Genomic DNA, 16,537 nt, shown 5'->3' on the forward strand with positions numbered 1-16,537 from the left:
TTTATGGACCGTTTAAAAGCAGAGCAGCGCGTTATTGAATTGAACGAACAGCTTCGTGGGTATGGCCACGCTTATTATGTATTGGATAAGCCGGCAGTCCCGGACTCTGTTTATGATCAATTGCTGCATGAATTGATTGAACTTGAAACGCTTTATCCTGATTTGATCTTCCCGGATTCGCCAACGCAGCGCGTCGGCGGGACACCGATTTCAGGATTCGAAAAAGTGACGCATGACCAGCCGATGCTCAGCCTGTCAAACGTCTTTAACGAGCAGGACATCCGGGATTTCGATAAGCGTGTCAGAAATGGTGCAGGCGAGAACATTCAGTATGTCTGTGAGTTGAAAATTGATGGATTGGCCGTTTCGCTTATTTATGAAAACGGACAATTTCTTAGAGGTGCCACCGCGGAGACGGACGGATTGGAGAAGACATTACTGCCAACCTTCGGACGGTGCGGACGATTCCATTGAAGATCAAAGAATCGGTTTCCCTTGAAGTGCGCGGCGAAGTATTCATGCCGAAGAAATCTTTCCATAATTTAAACGGGGAACGCGGCGAGCGTGGGGAAGAACTTTTTGCCAATCCTCGAAACGCAGCAGCCGGATCGCTTCGTCAGCTTGACCCGAAAATTGCGGCTAGCCGCAATTTGGATGTTTTCATTTATGCACTTGGAGGCGACGGGCAAAACTACGGTTTGAGTGAACACGAAGAAACGCTTCAATACATCGAGGCGCTTGGTTTTAAAACGAATAATGAACGGGAAGTCTGCAATAGCGTAGAAGAGGTGCTGGCTTATATAGAGAAATGGAGTGCGGAGCGTTCAAGCTTGGCGTATGAAATTGATGGGATTGTCATCAAAGTGAACAGCTATCTTCATCAGCAGGAACTTGGATTTACTGCCAAAAGTCCGAAATGGGCAACGGCCTATAAGTTCCCGGCAGAAGAAGTGATGACGACTGTCCGTGATATTGAATTGAGTGTTGGCCGTACCGGCGTTGTGACACCGACCGCCATCCTGGATCCCGTTTCCGTAGCAGGAACAACTGTACAGCGGGCTTCGCTTCACAATGAAGATTTGATTAAAGAAAAAGATATCCGCATCGGTGACCGCGTGATTATCCGCAAAGCGGGCGATATCATTCCTGAAGTGGTGTCTGCTTTGATCGAGCAGCGCACTGGTGAGGAAGAGCCTTTCAGCATGCCTGAAAATTGTCCGGCTTGCGACAGTGAACTGATCCGCATTGAAGGGGAAGTGGCGCTTCGCTGCGTCAATCCGCAATGCCCTGCACAGATCACAGAAGGCATCATCCATTTCGTTTCGCGCAATGCAATGAATATCGATGGCTTAGGCGAAAAAGTGGTGGAGCAATTATACCGCGAAGGCCTGATTGCCGATATTTCCGATTTGTACAAATTGACGAAAGAGCAATTGCTGACGCTTGACCGCATGGGCGAAAAATCGGCCGGCAATTTGATTGCGGCGATCGACGCTTCCCGCAGCAACTCGATGGAAAAGCTATTATTCGGCCTTGGAATCCGCCATGTCGGCGAAAGGGGCGCACGCATCTTATCCGAGCATTACGGTTCAATGGAAAAATTGATGAAAGCTTCGAAAGAAGAATTGATCGAAATACACGAGATCGGCGAAAAAATGGCGGATTCGATTGTTTCCTATTTTGAAACAGAAGAAGTTCAGCAATTGATGGAACGTTTAGCTGCAGCTGACGTCAATTTAACGTATACCGGAACACGTATCCGCGTCGAAGCGGTGCGAACAGCTTCGCCGGCAAGAAAATTGTATTGACGGGGAAATTGGAACAATTGACGCGCGGAGAGGCGCAAGCCCGTATTGAAGCGCTGGGTGGAACCGTTTCAGGCTCTGTCAGCAAGAAGACGGACCTGGTTATCGCTGGAGAAGAGGCCGGTTCAAAACTGGCGAAAGCGATGGAACTCAAAGTCGATGTTTGGGACGAGGAACGTCTTCTGGAAGAATTGAATAAATGAGGAGATTTAACATGAAACGCATTTGGTGGATCCCGGTCAGTTTATTGTTGCTTACGGGATGTGTGCCTTCTGTGTCAGATGATACAGAAGTGCTTAATACAGAGGAAGAAGTGGAAACGGCAATCATTCCGAGCATCCAGCTGGATGCAGCGTATTATCGGACGCTGCTGCCTTATAAAGAAAGTGCCACGCGCGGAAAAATCATTAACCGGATTTATTCACGCTATGATATCAAAGAAGCGGAAAGCGGGCTTCTCCGCATATCGCAGCACCAATTTTCTCCGGATGATTATTATTTCCAAGAAGGCCAGAAAATAACAGAAGAAGACGCGACAAACTGGTTAGGACGCAAGACGGAAGAGAATCCGCTTGGGTTAAATCCGGCTGATGGACGGACAGCGGCACAAAAAGAAGCGGGGGAACATCCTTCTGCGGAAATTTTAGCGCATATCATTGAACAGAATTACTTAGTCAAAACGGACAATGAAACGATTCGGCTCGGCGGTGTGTCGATCGGACTTGCACTGAATTCGGTTTACTATAACACTTCTGACGGTGCTACCTACGAAGAGTCAGTGCCGCAAGCTCAATTGGATAAAGAAGGAAAGCGGATGGCGGATGAAATCGTGAAGCGCCTCCGTGAAAAGGAAGGCATGAAAGACGTGCCGATCATGGTTGGCTTGTTTAAGCAGAATACCCGTGGCGCGATTGCCCCTGGAACTTATTTTTCTTATGGTGTAGCTCCGGGTGGACAAGGCGCAGTCGCAAATTGGAATTCAGTCAATGAAGAATACGTCATTTTCCCTTCTTCGAATACAGAAGAAAAGTACCGGGCCATTGATACGAAATTCCGCAATTTCAAGCAAGATGTGGAAGAGTATTTTTCAAACTTCACAAGTGTAATCGGCACTGGATTTTATCAGGAAGACCAGATCCGCAAAATGCAGATTGACATTCCCATCCAGTTCTACGGATCCGCTGAAGTCATTGGGTTTACCCAATACTTGACCGGATTGGTATTAGAGCATTTTCCGGAGAACATCCAAGTTGAAATCAGTGTAACTTCAACGAATGGGCCAGAAGCGCTGATTCTACGGAAAATCGATCAAACAGAACCAGTTGTTCATATTTATGACTAATCTGTGAGAGAAACAGGGGCAGCCATCCGGCTGTCCCTGTTCATTTTTTCTGGCCGGGCTTCAGCGCCTAGCTATCCGGCCAAAGCCTCTTATGCCTGTCGAATCTACCCGGGCGCTTCCGCTTTTCGGATTGTCCAGACTCCAGCGGCTAGCTCTTCGGGTCATAAGCCAGCCCAGCTATGCGGCAAAGAGCGCCGCTTCGCTGTTCCGTCTTATGCCCGTCAGAGCTGGATAGCCGCTTTCGCTTTTCGGATTGTCCAGACTCCAGCGCCCAGATTCTCGGGGTCATAAGCCACTCCGGCTGTGCGGCTGAAGAACGCCGCTTCGCCAAAGCGTCTTATGCCTGTCGAATCTACCCGGGCGCTTCCGCTTTTCGTAAAAAAATGATATGATAGAGCGTATGTTTACTGAATCCGGAGGTGTAGAGAAATGGCGAAAATGACAAAAGAAGAAGTAATTGAAGTAGCACATTTGGCGCGCTTGGCCATTACTGATGAGGAAGCAGTACATTTTGCGGATCAATTGGAAGCAATTACGAATGCAATGGAATTGCTTAATGAATTGGATACGGAAAATGTAGAGCCGACAACGCATGTATTGCAAATGGTCAATGTATTGCGTGAAGACAAATCCGTCCCTGGATTAGACCGGGAACTGGTTTTGAAAAACGTGAAAGAACACGAAGCGGGACAAGTAAAAGTTCCAACGATTTTAGAATAATTGTGAGGAGGGAAATAAATGAACTTAGTTGATAAGACAGCAGCAGAATTGCAGGACTTGATACATAAAAAAGAAGTCAGCATTGCTGAAATCACGAAACAGGCATTTGACCGTATTGAAAAACTGGATCCAAAAGTGGATGCATTTTTGGCGATGAATAAAGAACAGGCAACAAAGCAGGCAGAAGAAATGGATAAAACGCCTTTAGCTGAACGTGGGCCATTATTCGGGCTGCCAATCGGAGTAAAAGACAATATCGTAACCGAAGGCATTGAAACTACAGCTTCTAGCCGAATCCTTCAAGGATTCAATCCAATCTACAACGCAACTGTTGTAGAAAAACTAAAAGCTGCTGGAATGATCACAGTCGGTAAATTGAATATGGACGAGTTTGCGATGGGTTCTTCCAATGAAAACTCGTACTATAAAAATACGAAAAATCCGTGGAACTTAGAAACGGTTCCGGGCGGATCTTCAGGCGGTTCGGCAGCAGCGGTTGCTGCAGGGGAAGTGCCTTTTACATTAGGTTCTGATACAGGCGGTTCGATCCGCCAGCCGGCAGCATTCTGCGGCGTTGTCGGAATGAAGCCGACATACGGACGGGTTTCCCGTTTCGGTTTGATCGCTTATGCGTCTTCTTTAGACCAAATCGGACCGATTACAAGAACCGTAAAAGACAACGCGTTATTGCTTGAAGCGATTTCCGGGCACGACGAACGCGATTCGACTTCTGCAAATATCGAAGTGCCGAATTTCGCGGCAGCATTGACTGGCGATATTAAAGGGCTGCGCATTGGCGTTCCTACAGAATATTTTGCTGAAGGCGTTGGCGAAGCTGCGAAACAAGCGGTTCGTGAAGCCCTTGCAGTTCTTGAAGAAAAAGGGGCGACGTGGGAAGAGATTTCGTTGCCGCATTCAAAATATGCGCTTGCCACTTATTATTTGCTCGCTTCTTCAGAAGCTTCCTCCAACTTGTCCCGCTTCGACGGAATCCGCTACGGATACCGCACAGAAAAAGCAGGCAATTTGCTGGAGTTCTATATGAATACACGTTCTGAAGGCTTCGGTGATGAAGTAAAACGCCGCATCATGCTTGGAACCTATGCATTAAGTTCAGGCTACTACGACGCTTATTACAAAAAAGCGCAAAAAGTCCGGACTTTGATCAAAAAAGATTTCGACGATGCTTTCGAAAAATTCGATGTCATCATCGGACCAACAACGCCAACACCGGCATTTAAAATCGGTGAAAAGATTGATGATCCATTAACGATGTATGCCAATGATATTTTGACGATTCCAGTCAACTTGGCAGGCGTACCGGCAATTTCGATTCCATGTGGATTTGAAAACGGGTTGCCGCTTGGCTTACAAATCATCGGCAAGTATTTTGATGAGGAAACGATTTATCGTGTTGCGGATGTTTTTGAAAAAGCAACCGATTTCCATAAACAAACTCCTCAGATTTGGGAGGGAGCAGCACAATGAACTTTGAAACGATCATTGGACTTGAAGTCCACGTAGAACTTAAAACAGAATCGAAAATGTTCTCTCCTGCACCGGCCCATTTTGGTGCGGAACCGAACACGAACACAAACGTCATCGATCTTGGCTATCCAGGTGTTTTACCGGTCGTCAACAAAACGGCAGTGGACTGGGCAATGAAAGCGGCGCTAGCATTAAACTGTGAAATTACCCGCCACACGAAATTCGACCGCAAAAACTATTTCTATCCGGATAACCCGAAAGCTTACCAAATCTCTCAATTTGATCAGCCAATCGGCGAACACGGCTGGGTAGAAATTGAAGTCAATGGTGAGAAAAAACGCATCGGCATTACCCGCCTTCATATGGAAGAAGATGCTGGGAAACTGACGCATACAGGCAACGGCCACTCGCTAGTCGACTTTAACCGCCAAGGCACACCGTTGATCGAAATCGTTTCTGAGCCGGACATCCGGACTGCAGACGAAGCGTATGCGTATCTTGAAAAAATCAAAGCCATCATCCAATATACAGGCGTATCGGATGTGCGGATGGAAGAAGGCTCACTTCGCTGTGATGCCAATATTTCGCTTCGTCCATACGGCCAAGAGCAATTTGGTACAAAAACGGAATTGAAGAACTTGAACTCATTCAACTATGTCCGCAAAGGCATTGAACATGAACAAGTTCGCCAAGAACAAGTGCTTTTGTCAGGCGGCATCATCGAGCAGGAAACAAGACGCTACGATGAAACAACAGGCAAAACACTATTGATGCGCGTAAAAGAAGGATCGGATGATTACCGCTACTTCCCAGAGCCGGACCTTGTGGACATTGTCATCGATGACGCTTGGCTTGAACGTGTCCGCGCGGAAATTCCTGAACTTCCGGATGCTCGCAAAGCTCGCTATGTAGCTGAACTTGGCTTGTCTTCCTACGATGCTATGGTATTGACACTTGCAAAGCCAATCTCTGATTTCTTCGAGGCAACAGTTGAAGCTGGCGCTGATGCGAAACTCGCATCGAACTGGTTGATGGGTGAAGTTTCGGCTTATATGAATGCTGAACAAAAAGAATTAAGTGAAACGGCACTGACTCCAGAAGGACTCGCTGGTATGATCAAATTGATTTCCGACGGCACGATTTCTTCGAAAATCGCGAAGAAAGTCTTCAAGGAATTGATTGAAAAAGGCGGCGACGCAAACGACATCGTCAAAGCAAAAGGGCTTGTCCAAATCTCGGATGAAAATACATTGCGTGAATTTGTTACTGCAGCACTCGACAATAACCCGCAATCGATTGAAGACTTTAAAAACGGCAAAGACCGCGCAATCGGTTTCTTAGTCGGCCAAATTATGAAGCAGACGAAAGGGCAGGCAAACCCGCCATTGCTCAATAAAATCTTGCTTGAAGAAATTGCTAAACGTTAATTGAGGTCTATAAAAGGTGGAACGGGAATCGCTCATTGCGATTCCGGTTCCTTTTTTTGTCTTATTTTGCTTCAAGAACCCGCTAAAACGGATAAAACATTTGAAGCTTTATCTTTCAACAAGTAAACTAGGGATGAAGAAGAATAATTTATTTCAGATTTGAGGTCCTAAAAGGATCTACTGCTTGCCAGGAAAAGGAGAAGTGATGACCAAATGACAACGGAGCAACAATACTTTGAGAATGCCATCACCTTAGAAAAATACATGACATTGATGGAGTCGAACCAGGAGAAATCCTATTCGATTTATGAAAAGTTCAATCTTCCGGAAGACACGGAATTTATGGAGCTATTGAAAGAGAAGCAGCCTCACGTTTTAGTAATTACCGAGGATTGGTGCGGCGATGCCATGATGAATAATGCGATCCTGCGTAAGATTGCAGAAGCTTCGGGTATTGAAGTCCACTGTGTCTACCGCGACGAAAATCTGGAATTGATGGATCGCTATTTAACAAACGGCGGACGTTCGATTCCAAAGTATATTTTCTTGTCCAAAGAAGGCGAAGTTTTAGGAGATTGGGGTCCACGTGCACCAAAAGTCCAAGAATTCGTCATGGAGAAAAAATCCCGTTTGCCTGAAAAAGACGATCCGCAATTCGAGTTGCACCAAAAGACTGTGCACGGCGAAATTTCGGACGGCTTTGTATGGAATGAAGAATTTTGGAGTGCGGTCTACCAAGATATCCGCAAAACTTTCTTCGAAATTTTGAAGTAATAAGGGAAAGAAGAAAAAGCCGGCGTGACGTCGGTTTTTTTCTTGGAATTTATCTTCTATCTTAATGGGAACTTCTTTTGTCTGAAACAGGTCTTATTTTATATTGAACGCAGAACGTCGAGAAAGGCTGAATCGTATGAAACGTGCACGAATTATTTATAATCCAACTTCCGGGAGAGAATTATTCCGCAAACATTTGCCTGAAGTGCTGGAGAAAATGGAACAGGCAGGGTATGAAACGTCTTGCCATGCTACAACGGGAGAAGGGGATGCCATCCATGCAGCTTCTTTGGCAGTTGAACGGAATTACGATCTGATTGTCGCAGTAGGCGGTGATGGCACTTTAAACGAAGTGGTTTCCGGCGTCTCTAAATTTGAGGACCGGCCGAAAATCGGCTTGATCCCGATGGGGACGACGAATGATTTTGCCCGTGCCGTCCATATCCCGAGAGATATCAATAAAGCAGTGGATATCATTTTGCAGGGAGACTCGATCCCAGTGGATGTCGGGCTGATGGGAGATCGCCATTTTATCAATATTGCCGGGGGCGGAAGGCTGACCGAATTAACCTACGAAGTTCCAAGTAAATTGAAAACGGTTCTTGGCCAGATGGCGTATTATTTAAAAGGGATTGAAATGCTGCCATCTATCCGTTCATCACGTGTCCGCATCGAATACGATGGCAACGTTTTTGAAGACCAAGCGATGATGTTCTTGATCGGTTTAACCAACTCGGTAGGCGGTTTTGAAAAATTGGCGCCGGATGCCAGCATCAACGACGGCAAGTTCACCTTATTGATTTTAAAAGAAGTCAATATGGCGGAATTCATTCGCTTAGCGACGTTGGCGCTGCGGGGAGAGCATTTATCCGATCCGCATGTCATTTATGCAAAGGCAAGCAAGATTGCTGTCACTTCCGACGAACGGGTGTTGTTGAATCTGGACGGAGAATACGGCGGCTTATTGCCAGCCACTTTTGAAAACCTGGCCCGGCACATTGAAGTCATGGTGCCGATCGATTCAATCAGTGAAAAAGACCGTAAATAAGAAAAGCGGAAACGGCCGTTCAGCTCCGGCAGACTTAAGCTGAGCTTCCGAAGCGGCATGTTTGCCGCACAGGAGGAGCAGCTTAAGACCGAGGAGTTGGCCGTTGAAGTCTGGACAAAGAAAAGCGGAAGCGCCTATCCAGCTCCGACGGGCATAAGAAGGAACAGCGAAGTGGCGTTCCTTGCCACACAGCTGGGTCGGCTTATGACCTGAGGAGCTAGGCGCTGAAGTCTGGACAAAGAAAAGCGGAAACCTGGACAATAAAAAAAGCAAAAGCGCATGGATGAAAATCCATGCGCTTTTTAAAATGATCATCTAAAAAAATAGCTAATGCGTTTACAGCAATTCAATCGCTTTATCTTGTTCTGCAGCCAGTTTCGGCAAATGGTCGACGGGTTCCCAATGGAATTGGAAAGTCCGGCCGTTGTCTTGTCCATCGCTGATAACGACATGTTCCCACGAATCGACGGGTTCTCCTGTATATTCAAAATGGAAGATGTTGCGTTCATACACTTTATCTTTATGGTTTGGGTAATAATTATATTTATGCACTTTCCCGACAAACTCTAAAACGACACGCGGCAAGCCGGTTTCTTCAAGCACTTCCCGGTAAAGGGCATCGATCAACATTTCGTCGTCTTCAATGGTGCCGCCCGGAACTTGAAGTCCTGCTTCTGGCTCACCTTTATGTTCAAATACTAATAATTCCCGATTCTCTTCTGGCCCTCTTGTAATGTAAGCAAATACTTTTCGTCTAGTTTCCATGATGTTTCACCCTTTTTTTTATTCTAATTAGAATACTAAATATTTAGATATTTTACAATCTATATATACCCCCTTTTGTCACAAGTTATTCATAGCTGAGGGAAAAAGTCGAGATTTTGGATGGTTTAAGAAAGAGAAGAGAAGGAGAGATAAGGTACAATAGGGGTATATAAGGGGCACGGGGGTACAGGGTTATTTTGAAAGGAGAAAACGTAAATGGTATTTGAAGATACTGCTTTACTGAGTCGAATCTTAACTTTATTGACGCTTTCTTTCCACATTATTTATGCGACGATCGGGGTCGGCGTTCCACTCATGATCATGATTGCGCAATGGGTCGGCATTAAAAAGAATGACGACCATTATATCTTAATGGCTCGCCGCTGGGCGCGTGGATTTGTCATCACCGTAGCGGTCGGAGTCGTGACAGGTACGGCCATCGGTCTGCAATTATCGCTTCTTTGGCCGAATTTTATGCAAGTGGCAGGGAACGTCATTGCACTGCCGCTGTTCATGGAAGTTTTCGCTTTCTTCTTTGAAGCCATCTTCCTAGGAATCTATCTTTATACATGGGACCGCTTTGAAGACCAGCGCAAACATTTGCTATTGCTGATTCCAGTAGCACTTGGAGCAGCAGCGTCCTCTGTTTTCATCACGATCGTCAATGCGTTCATGAATTCACCGCAAGGTTTTGAAGTGTTGAATGGCGAACTGGTCAATGTCAGTCCGTTCTTAGCTATTTTCAACCCGGCCATGCCGACGAAAGTAGCGCACGTTGTGGCAACAGCTTTCTTAACATGTGCATTCTTGCTTGCATCGATTGCTGCACTGCGCATGATCAGAGGCTCAAACCATATCTATCATAAAAAAGCCTTGCATTTAACGATGAAGCTCGGATTGGTTTTTGCGATTGCAACTGCCATTATCGGAGATTTCTCGGGTAAATATTTGGCTGAATACCAGCCGGAGAAATTAGCGGCTGCAGAGTGGCATTTTGAAACCGAAGAAGGGGCAGATCTCGTCTTATTCGGTGTATTGGATGGAGAAGAACCGAAATATGCGATTCGAATTCCTTATGCGTTGAGCATCTTGGCGCACGGTTTGCCGGATTCAGAAGTTACCGGGCTCAATGAATTTCCGAAAGATGAAGTTCCGCCGCTATGGATCCATTATCTATTTGATACCATGGTTTCCATCGGCATGTGGCTCGCTTTCATCTCTTTTGTGTATTTCGTCGCTTCTTGGCGAGGCTGGAAATTCATCAAGCAGAAATGGTTCCTATGGCTGACCTTGATCAGCGGGCCGCTCGCATTAGTCGCGATTGAAGCGGGCTGGTGGTTTACAGAAGTCGGACGGCAGCCATGGATTTTACGGGGCTATATGACCGTTGAAGAAGCCGCGACGACAAGTGGTCAAGTCGATTTGATGATCATCTTGTTTGCTGGCTTGTACTTTATTCTCGGAATCGGAACAATTGTCGTTCTGCTGCGCATGTACAAACGCAATCCGATCGAAAAAGAATTGGCTGACCGCGAAGCTCAAAGGGACGGTGGAAAAGAATGACTTTAACTTTAGAAATCATCGGGATTTCAGTTCTCTGGCTGTTTCTATTTTTGTACGTCATTGTGGCGTCGATTGATTTCGGCGCCGGTTTCTTCAACGCCTATAGTGCCTTTACAAACAAACAGCATATTTTGACGAATATTATCCAGCGTTATTTATCGCCGGTATGGGAAGTGACGAACGTTTTCTTCGTTTTCTTCTTTGTCGGCATTATCGGGTTCTTCCCGCAAACCGCCTTTTATTATGGAACCACTTTACTGGTGCCGGCGAGCATCGCACTTGTCTTGCTCGCGATCCGCGGCTCGTATTACGCATTTGCGACATACGGTGCGAAGATCAACCATAGAGGCTATATCTACATGTATGGCCTTTCCGGACTTTTGCTGCCGGCAGCGTTATCGCCGGTGCTCGCCATATCAGAAGGCGGCTTCATCAATATGGTTGATGGAAATCCGCAGCTCGATTATTGGGCCCTGTTTACAAGTCCGCTCATGTGGAGCATTGTTGTATTGAGTTTGACGGCTGTGCTCTACATCTCAGCTGTATTCCTGACGTGGTACGCCAATAAAGCCGGTGATGTGAAAGCGACGGATCTCATGCGCAAATACGCGTTGATCTGGGCAGGGCCTGCTATTATTACAGCAACCGGCATCATTTACGAACTGCGCGGCCACAGCCCTGAACATTACGAAAACTTAATCGGTCTTTGGTGGGTATTCGCAATTTCATTCCTGTTATTCGCTGGAACGGTCTACTTGATCTGGAAGAGAAGAAATTACGGCCTGGCCTTTATTCTATTGGTCGGACAGTTCTTCACCGCATTTTTCGCTTACGGATTCTCGCATTTCCCGTATTTGCTGTATCCGTATTTAACGATTTATGACAGCTTCACGAATGAGACCATGGCGATTGCTTTGATCGTGGCGTTTATTGCAGGGCTAGGGCTATTGCTGCCTTCCTTGTATCTCTTGTTCCGCCTATTCCTATTCGATAAAGAATATGTTAAAGGAAAATCGGATTATCATGCATAAAGGAGGAAACTGATATGCAGGATTTCTTAATATTTTATGCACCATTCATCGTACTGATTGCGTCCATCGTCGTAGGTTTCTGGATTTCCCTGAAAGACGGAGCGGTGACGAAAGACGAACAAAAATAAACCTTCTGTTGAAGAAGGCAGAAGAGCTGCTGATGGTTTGGCAGCGTGAAGCGCGCGCAGGTTTTGCCTGCCGCGTTTTTTTATTGTATGATAAAGCAATGTGAAATGGAGTGAACACTTTGAAACCAGTACAAAAAAATGATCGGCTGTCTGTCCATGTCGAAGATTTGACCCATGATGGAGCAGGCGTTGCCAAAGTGGAAGGCTATCCGCTTTTCATCCAAGGCGCGCTGCCCGGAGAAGACGTCCAAGTCCATGTTTTGAAAACTTTAAAATCCTATGGTTTTGCCAAATTGATCCAAATAGAACAAGCTTCACCATTCCGCGTAACGGCGCCTTGCCCGGTATTTGATACGTGCGGCGGCTGCCAAATCCAGCATCTTTCCTATGAAGGGCAGATGACTTTCAAACGAAAATTGGTGCGCGATGCCATTACCCGCATCGGGAAATTGCCGGATGTACCCGTGCATCCAGTCAAAGGCATGGAACATCCGTGGCGCTACCGAAACAAATCACAGATTCCGTTCGGCACCGATAACGGACGGGTAGTAGCTGGTTTTTACCAGACGCGGTCGCATAATATTGCAGATACGGATATCTGCCTGATCCAGACGCCTGAAGCGGACGCCATCATGACAGGCTTGAAAAAAAGCCTGCATGAACTGGGCATTGAACCTTACGAGGAAGCGACGCACCGCGGCATGCTGCGCCACGTCGTGGTCCGTAAAGCGCGGCAACCGGAGAAATCATGGTCGTCCTCGTGACGAAGAAAAAGAAATTCAAGCAAGCGGAGCAGGCAATTGAAAAAATTCGTTCGCTGGTTCCGGAAGTGACATCGATCATCCAAAACGTCAATCCTGAAAAAACAAATGTCATTTTCGGCGATGAAACCTTGACGCTTTGGGGCAAAGATGCGATTGAAGACCGGATTGGCGACGTCCGTTTTGAAATTTCCGCGCGTTCGTTCTATCAGATCAATCCGGAACAAACAGAAGTTCTTTACGGCCAAGCACTTGAATACGCCAATTTAACGGGAAGTGAAACCGTCATCGATGCGTATTGCGGCATCGGGACGATTTCATTGTTCCTCGCTAAACAGGCAAAATTCGTCATGGGTGTAGAAATTGTTCCCCAAGCCATTGAAGACGCCAAGCGAAACGCCGAACTGAACGGCTTTTCCAATACATTATTTGAAGCGGGTCCAGCTGAACAAGTGATCCCCCGCTGGTATAAAGAAGGGCGAACGGCAGATGTTTTAATGGTCGACCCGCCGAGAAAAGGCTGCGACGAGCAATTGCTTCGTACGATTTTGAAGCAACGGCCGAATCGCGTCGTATACGTTTCGTGTAACCCAGCGACACTAGCGCGCGACTTGCGCATACTCGAAGACGGCGGCTATCGCACAAAAGAAGTGCAGCCGGTCGATATGTTCCCGCAATCCACGCACTGTGAAGCTGTTGCGTGGCTCGAACTTGCCGAGTAAGCAAGCTGGAGATAAATGAAAAGCAGACGGTCTAGTCAGGATATCCTGCGCTTTCGATGGCCGTCTGCTTTCCTTCTGAATTAGTAAGAGAATGAAAGGAATGAAATTCAACATGACAACTAATTTTTGGCGCGACTTGCCGCGTCCATTTTTTGTGCTAGCGCCAATGGAAGATGTGACGGATGTCGTATTCCGCCACGTCGTCAGCCATGCCGGCAGACCCGATGTGTTTTTCACGGAATTTACGAACACAGAAAGCTATTGCCATCCGGAAGGGATGAAAAGCGTGCGGGGCCGATTGCTGTTTACGGAAGACGAGCAGCCGATGGTCGCGCATATCTGGGGCGATAAGCCGGAATTCTTCCGCCAGATGAGCATCGGCATGGCAGAAATGGGATTCAAAGGAATTGATATTAACATGGGGTGCCCGGTGCCGAATGTTGCCTCTAGAGGTAAAGGCAGCGGCTTGATCCTTCGCTCGGAAGCGGCTGCAGAAATTATCCAGGCAGCTAAAGCGGGCGGATTGCCAGTCAGCGTGAAAACTCGCCTTGGCTATTCCGAGCTTGAAGAATGGCGCGACTGGCTGACACATGTCTTCGAGCAAGACATTGCCAACTTGTCCATCCATTTGCGGACGCGAAAAGAAATGAGCCAAGCGGATGCGCATTGGGAACTAATTCCGGAAATTAAGAAATTGCGGGATGAAATTGCACCCAATACGTTATTGACCATCAACGGAGACATTCCCGATCGCGAAACCGGCTTGAAACTTGTCGAGCAGTACGGAGTGGACGGCGTCATGATCGGCCGCGGGATTTTCAAAAATCCATTCGCTTTTGAAAAAGAGCCAAGAGAGCATGGCAGTGAAGAATTGCTCGATCTATTAAAACTGCATTTGGACCTTCATGATAAATACCTGGAAGAATTGCCGCGTTCGATGTCAGGACTTCACCGTTTCTTCAAGATTTACGTCAAAGGGTTCCGCGGAGCGGAGAACTGAGAAACCAACTGATGAACACAAAATCGACAGCTGAAGTGCGCGAATTGCTAAAACAAGCGGAGTTGGCTCCGGTTGAGTGATCGCAGTTAAATCATAAGAGAGAAGCTATCCATTTGCCGAGCGGCAAGGATAGCTTTTCTTTTTGAAAATAGGGATAAGGCTGAATAAACATAGATGGCGACATTGTAAAAGTTGTCACAAATTCTCTTGCTTATAGGTTTTAAATCTCTTTTAGGAAGGGTAAAGAAAAGGGAAGACTTAACAAGGAGAGAATGGACAACATGGAACAAATACCTGAATCAAAATTTGAAGATAAACGTTCGAATGTGATTGAAGAGTTGGTGGCTCAAAACGTGTTCAAGATCAACGGCAGACAGCTTTATGAATTATCTCTTTATGAACTGATGAAAACATATACAGAAAAAGACCAAGTCGGTTAATCCCGGCTTTTTTCATTTGCCAAACGGGTGGACAATGCGGGTGAAGATGGGAGGAAATAAGATGCATGATAAAAAATTGGAAGCCTACCGGAACGAGCGGCTGGATGAAATGACGCTCGCTGAAATGCAGAAAGAGCTAAAAGAAGGAAAAGTCACTTCCGAAGAGCTCGTTTTAATGTATAAAGAAAATATTTCAATCCGCGATTCTCAAACCAACGCCATATTGGAAATAAACCCGGATGCCTTGCAGATTGCCCAGGCGCTGGATTTCGAAAGACAGACTAAAGGCGAGCGCTCGCCTTTGCATGGCATTCCGATTCTGATCAAAGACAATATGGATACGGCCGATAAAATGCATACGAGTGCAGGATCGCTGGCCATGAAAAATCATTATGCCCTTGAAGACGCATTCGTCGTTAAAAAATTACGGGAAGCGGGGGGCGGTCATCTTAGGAAAAACGAATATGACCGAATGGGCCAATTTCATGTCGGATAAAATGCCCAATGGCTACAGTTCCGCGGCGGCCAAGTGGAAAATCCATATGGCCCTTTTGATGTGGGGGGATCCAGTTCCGGTTCGGCGGCTGCGGTAGCGCTCAATCTGGCAGCAGCTGCTATCGGCACAGAAACATCTGGATCTATTATCAACCCTGCAGCCCAGAACAGTTTAGTCGGCATTAAACCGAGCATTGGCCTGATTAGCCGGAGCGGTGTTATTCCTCTCTCCCACACACAGGATATCCCGGGCACATTCGGCCGGACAGTAGAGGATGCGGTGTCGGTGTTTGCTGCGTTAATAGGCAAAGACGCAGAAGATTCCATTACAGCATTTGCTGAAAAGTTTGCTGGCTATGACTGGTCGGCTCATTATAAAGAAGATGGATTAAAAGGAGTGAAACTGGCCGTGCCGCGAGCGCTTTTCGAAGAAGCGATTCCGGATGGCCAAACAAAGCTTTTTGAAAAAGCGATGGACGCGCTGCGAACGTGCGGAGCGGAAATCATCGACCCGATTGATTTGGGCGCTGACCAGGACGATCTTGGGTTTGCAGTTCTTCTGCATGAATTTAAAGCGGATTTAAATGCCTATTTGGCAAAATCCAATCCAGAGAATCCGATTCGTTCGATGGATGATGTAATTGCTTATAACAATAAGCATGCTGAAACGATGCTGAAATTCGGGCAGAACCTGCTGGAACAGGCGAATGGCATGAGCGGAGAACTGACTGAGCGCGAGTACGTGGAAGCGTTGGAGCGAAATCGGTATTTAGCGGCTGAAAACGGAATCAGTGCCACTTTGAAAAGAGCTGGTGCTGATGCCCTCCTATTGCCGCAAGATTTCGGCTGTAATGTAGGGGCGGCTGCAGGTGCGCCTTCTATAACGGTTCCTTTCATTTTCACGGAAGACAACGAACCTTTCGGGATCACCTTTACAGGAAATGCGTTTTCCGAACCGGCATTGATCGAGTATGCCTATGCGTTCGAAAAAGCCGTAAATGGAAGGAAGAAACCATAAAAAAGAGGCA

Annotated in this window: 11 protein-coding genes and 4 pseudogenes; 14 read left to right on the plus strand and 1 reads right to left on the minus strand. The window is 46.6% G+C overall.

Features of this window, described 5'->3' with window-relative positions; translation table 11 throughout:
* Nucleotides 1-3: 3 nt before the first annotated feature.
* The 7 genes and pseudogenes from ligA to L0M13_RS04890 all read left to right on the plus strand — a co-directional run bounded on the left by ligA (nt 4) and on the right by L0M13_RS04890 (nt 8,604).
* Nucleotides 4-2,008, plus strand: a pseudogene (ligA, locus tag L0M13_RS04860) (NAD-dependent DNA ligase LigA).
* An 11-nt stretch (nt 2,009-2,019) separates the two neighbouring features.
* Nucleotides 2,020-3,147: a CamS family sex pheromone protein gene (locus L0M13_RS04865; RefSeq protein ID WP_235198577.1), complete on the plus strand. Its 1,128-nt coding sequence runs from the start codon at nt 2,020-2,022 to the stop codon at nt 3,145-3,147.
* Between the two features lie 429 nt (nt 3,148-3,576).
* Complete coding sequence (gene gatC / locus L0M13_RS04870) at nt 3,577-3,867, plus strand: Asp-tRNA(Asn)/Glu-tRNA(Gln) amidotransferase subunit GatC (protein ID WP_052652458.1); 291 nt, start codon at nt 3,577-3,579, stop codon at nt 3,865-3,867.
* 18 nt (nt 3,868-3,885) lie between these two features.
* Nucleotides 3,886-5,355 (plus strand): Asp-tRNA(Asn)/Glu-tRNA(Gln) amidotransferase subunit GatA, encoded by a 1,470-nt coding sequence (gene gatA / locus L0M13_RS04875; protein ID WP_235198578.1) that lies wholly within the window; start codon nt 3,886-3,888, stop codon nt 5,353-5,355.
* Nucleotides 5,352-6,782 (plus strand): Asp-tRNA(Asn)/Glu-tRNA(Gln) amidotransferase subunit GatB, encoded by a 1,431-nt coding sequence (gatB, locus tag L0M13_RS04880; RefSeq protein ID WP_235198579.1) that lies wholly within the window; start codon nt 5,352-5,354, stop codon nt 6,780-6,782. Before gatA ends, gatB begins: the two co-directional genes overlap by 4 nt.
* A 213-nt stretch (nt 6,783-6,995) precedes the next feature.
* Nucleotides 6,996-7,556: a thioredoxin family protein gene (locus tag L0M13_RS04885; protein WP_235198580.1), complete on the plus strand. Its 561-nt coding sequence runs from the start codon at nt 6,996-6,998 to the stop codon at nt 7,554-7,556.
* Nucleotides 7,557-7,692: 136 nt separating this feature from the next.
* The gene (locus L0M13_RS04890) at nt 7,693-8,604 is read left to right on the plus strand and encodes a diacylglycerol kinase (protein ID WP_235198581.1); all 912 of its coding nucleotides are present in this window, start codon (nt 7,693-7,695) and stop codon (nt 8,602-8,604) included.
* Between the two features lie 336 nt (nt 8,605-8,940).
* Here L0M13_RS04890 and L0M13_RS04895 read toward each other — a convergent pair whose 3' ends face one another.
* On the minus strand, nt 8,941-9,369 hold the full coding sequence (locus tag L0M13_RS04895; RefSeq protein ID WP_235198582.1) for an NUDIX hydrolase: 429 nt from the start codon (nt 9,367-9,369) through the stop codon (nt 8,941-8,943).
* Between the two features lie 216 nt (nt 9,370-9,585).
* Here L0M13_RS04895 and L0M13_RS04900 point away from each other — a divergent pair, with 216 nt between their 5' ends.
* The 7 genes and pseudogenes from L0M13_RS04900 (at nt 9,586) to L0M13_RS04925 (ending at nt 16,527) form a co-directional block, all read left to right on the plus strand.
* Complete coding sequence (locus L0M13_RS04900) at nt 9,586-10,932, plus strand: cytochrome ubiquinol oxidase subunit I (RefSeq protein WP_235198583.1); 1,347 nt, start codon at nt 9,586-9,588, stop codon at nt 10,930-10,932.
* Complete coding sequence (locus L0M13_RS04905; protein WP_235198584.1) at nt 10,929-11,963, plus strand: cytochrome d ubiquinol oxidase subunit II; 1,035 nt, start codon at nt 10,929-10,931, stop codon at nt 11,961-11,963. The genes L0M13_RS04900 and L0M13_RS04905 overlap by 4 nt, the downstream gene beginning before the upstream one ends.
* Before the next feature lie 14 nt (nt 11,964-11,977).
* The gene (locus L0M13_RS18690; protein ID WP_397443516.1) at nt 11,978-12,091 is read left to right on the plus strand and encodes a cytochrome bd oxidase small subunit CydS family protein; all 114 of its coding nucleotides are present in this window, start codon (nt 11,978-11,980) and stop codon (nt 12,089-12,091) included.
* Between the two features lie 119 nt (nt 12,092-12,210).
* Nucleotides 12,211-13,574 (plus strand): annotated as a pseudogene (gene rlmD / locus L0M13_RS04910) (23S rRNA (uracil(1939)-C(5))-methyltransferase RlmD).
* A 112-nt stretch (nt 13,575-13,686) separates the two neighbouring features.
* A pseudogene (locus L0M13_RS04915) lies at nt 13,687-14,654 on the plus strand (tRNA dihydrouridine synthase).
* A 201-nt stretch (nt 14,655-14,855) separates the two neighbouring features.
* Complete coding sequence (locus L0M13_RS04920; RefSeq protein ID WP_234398963.1) at nt 14,856-15,014, plus strand: Fur-regulated basic protein FbpA; 159 nt, start codon at nt 14,856-14,858, stop codon at nt 15,012-15,014.
* 175 nt (nt 15,015-15,189) lie between these two features.
* A pseudogene (locus L0M13_RS04925) lies at nt 15,190-16,527 on the plus strand (amidase family protein).
* Nucleotides 16,528-16,537 lie beyond the last annotated feature (10 nt).

It is taken from the genome of Planococcus sp. 107-1 (genome assembly GCF_021513255.1).
Classification (GTDB): domain Bacteria; phylum Bacillota; class Bacilli; order Bacillales_A; family Planococcaceae; genus Planococcus.

Bases quoted from the DNA above. Each gene is read 5' to 3' on its own strand.
- L0M13_RS04865 (WP_235198577.1), top strand. From the start codon at position 2,020: ATGAAACGCATTTGGTGGATCCCGGTCAGTTTATTGTTGCTTACGGGA.
- gatC (WP_052652458.1), top strand. From the start codon at position 3,577: ATGGCGAAAATGACAAAAGAAGAAGTAATTGAAGTAGCACATTTGGCG.
- gatA (WP_235198578.1), top strand. From the start codon at position 3,886: ATGAACTTAGTTGATAAGACAGCAGCAGAATTGCAGGACTTGATACAT.
- gatB (WP_235198579.1), top strand. From the start codon at position 5,352: ATGAACTTTGAAACGATCATTGGACTTGAAGTCCACGTAGAACTTAAA.
- L0M13_RS04885 (WP_235198580.1), top strand. From the start codon at position 6,996: ATGACAACGGAGCAACAATACTTTGAGAATGCCATCACCTTAGAAAAA.
- L0M13_RS04890 (WP_235198581.1), top strand. From the start codon at position 7,693: ATGAAACGTGCACGAATTATTTATAATCCAACTTCCGGGAGAGAATTA.
- L0M13_RS04895 (WP_235198582.1), bottom strand. From the start codon at position 9,369: ATGGAAACTAGACGAAAAGTATTTGCTTACATTACAAGAGGGCCAGAA.
- L0M13_RS04900 (WP_235198583.1), top strand. From the start codon at position 9,586: ATGGTATTTGAAGATACTGCTTTACTGAGTCGAATCTTAACTTTATTG.
- L0M13_RS04905 (WP_235198584.1), top strand. From the start codon at position 10,929: ATGACTTTAACTTTAGAAATCATCGGGATTTCAGTTCTCTGGCTGTTT.
- L0M13_RS18690 (WP_397443516.1), top strand. From the start codon at position 11,978: ATGCAGGATTTCTTAATATTTTATGCACCATTCATCGTACTGATTGCG.
- L0M13_RS04920 (WP_234398963.1), top strand. From the start codon at position 14,856: ATGGAACAAATACCTGAATCAAAATTTGAAGATAAACGTTCGAATGTG.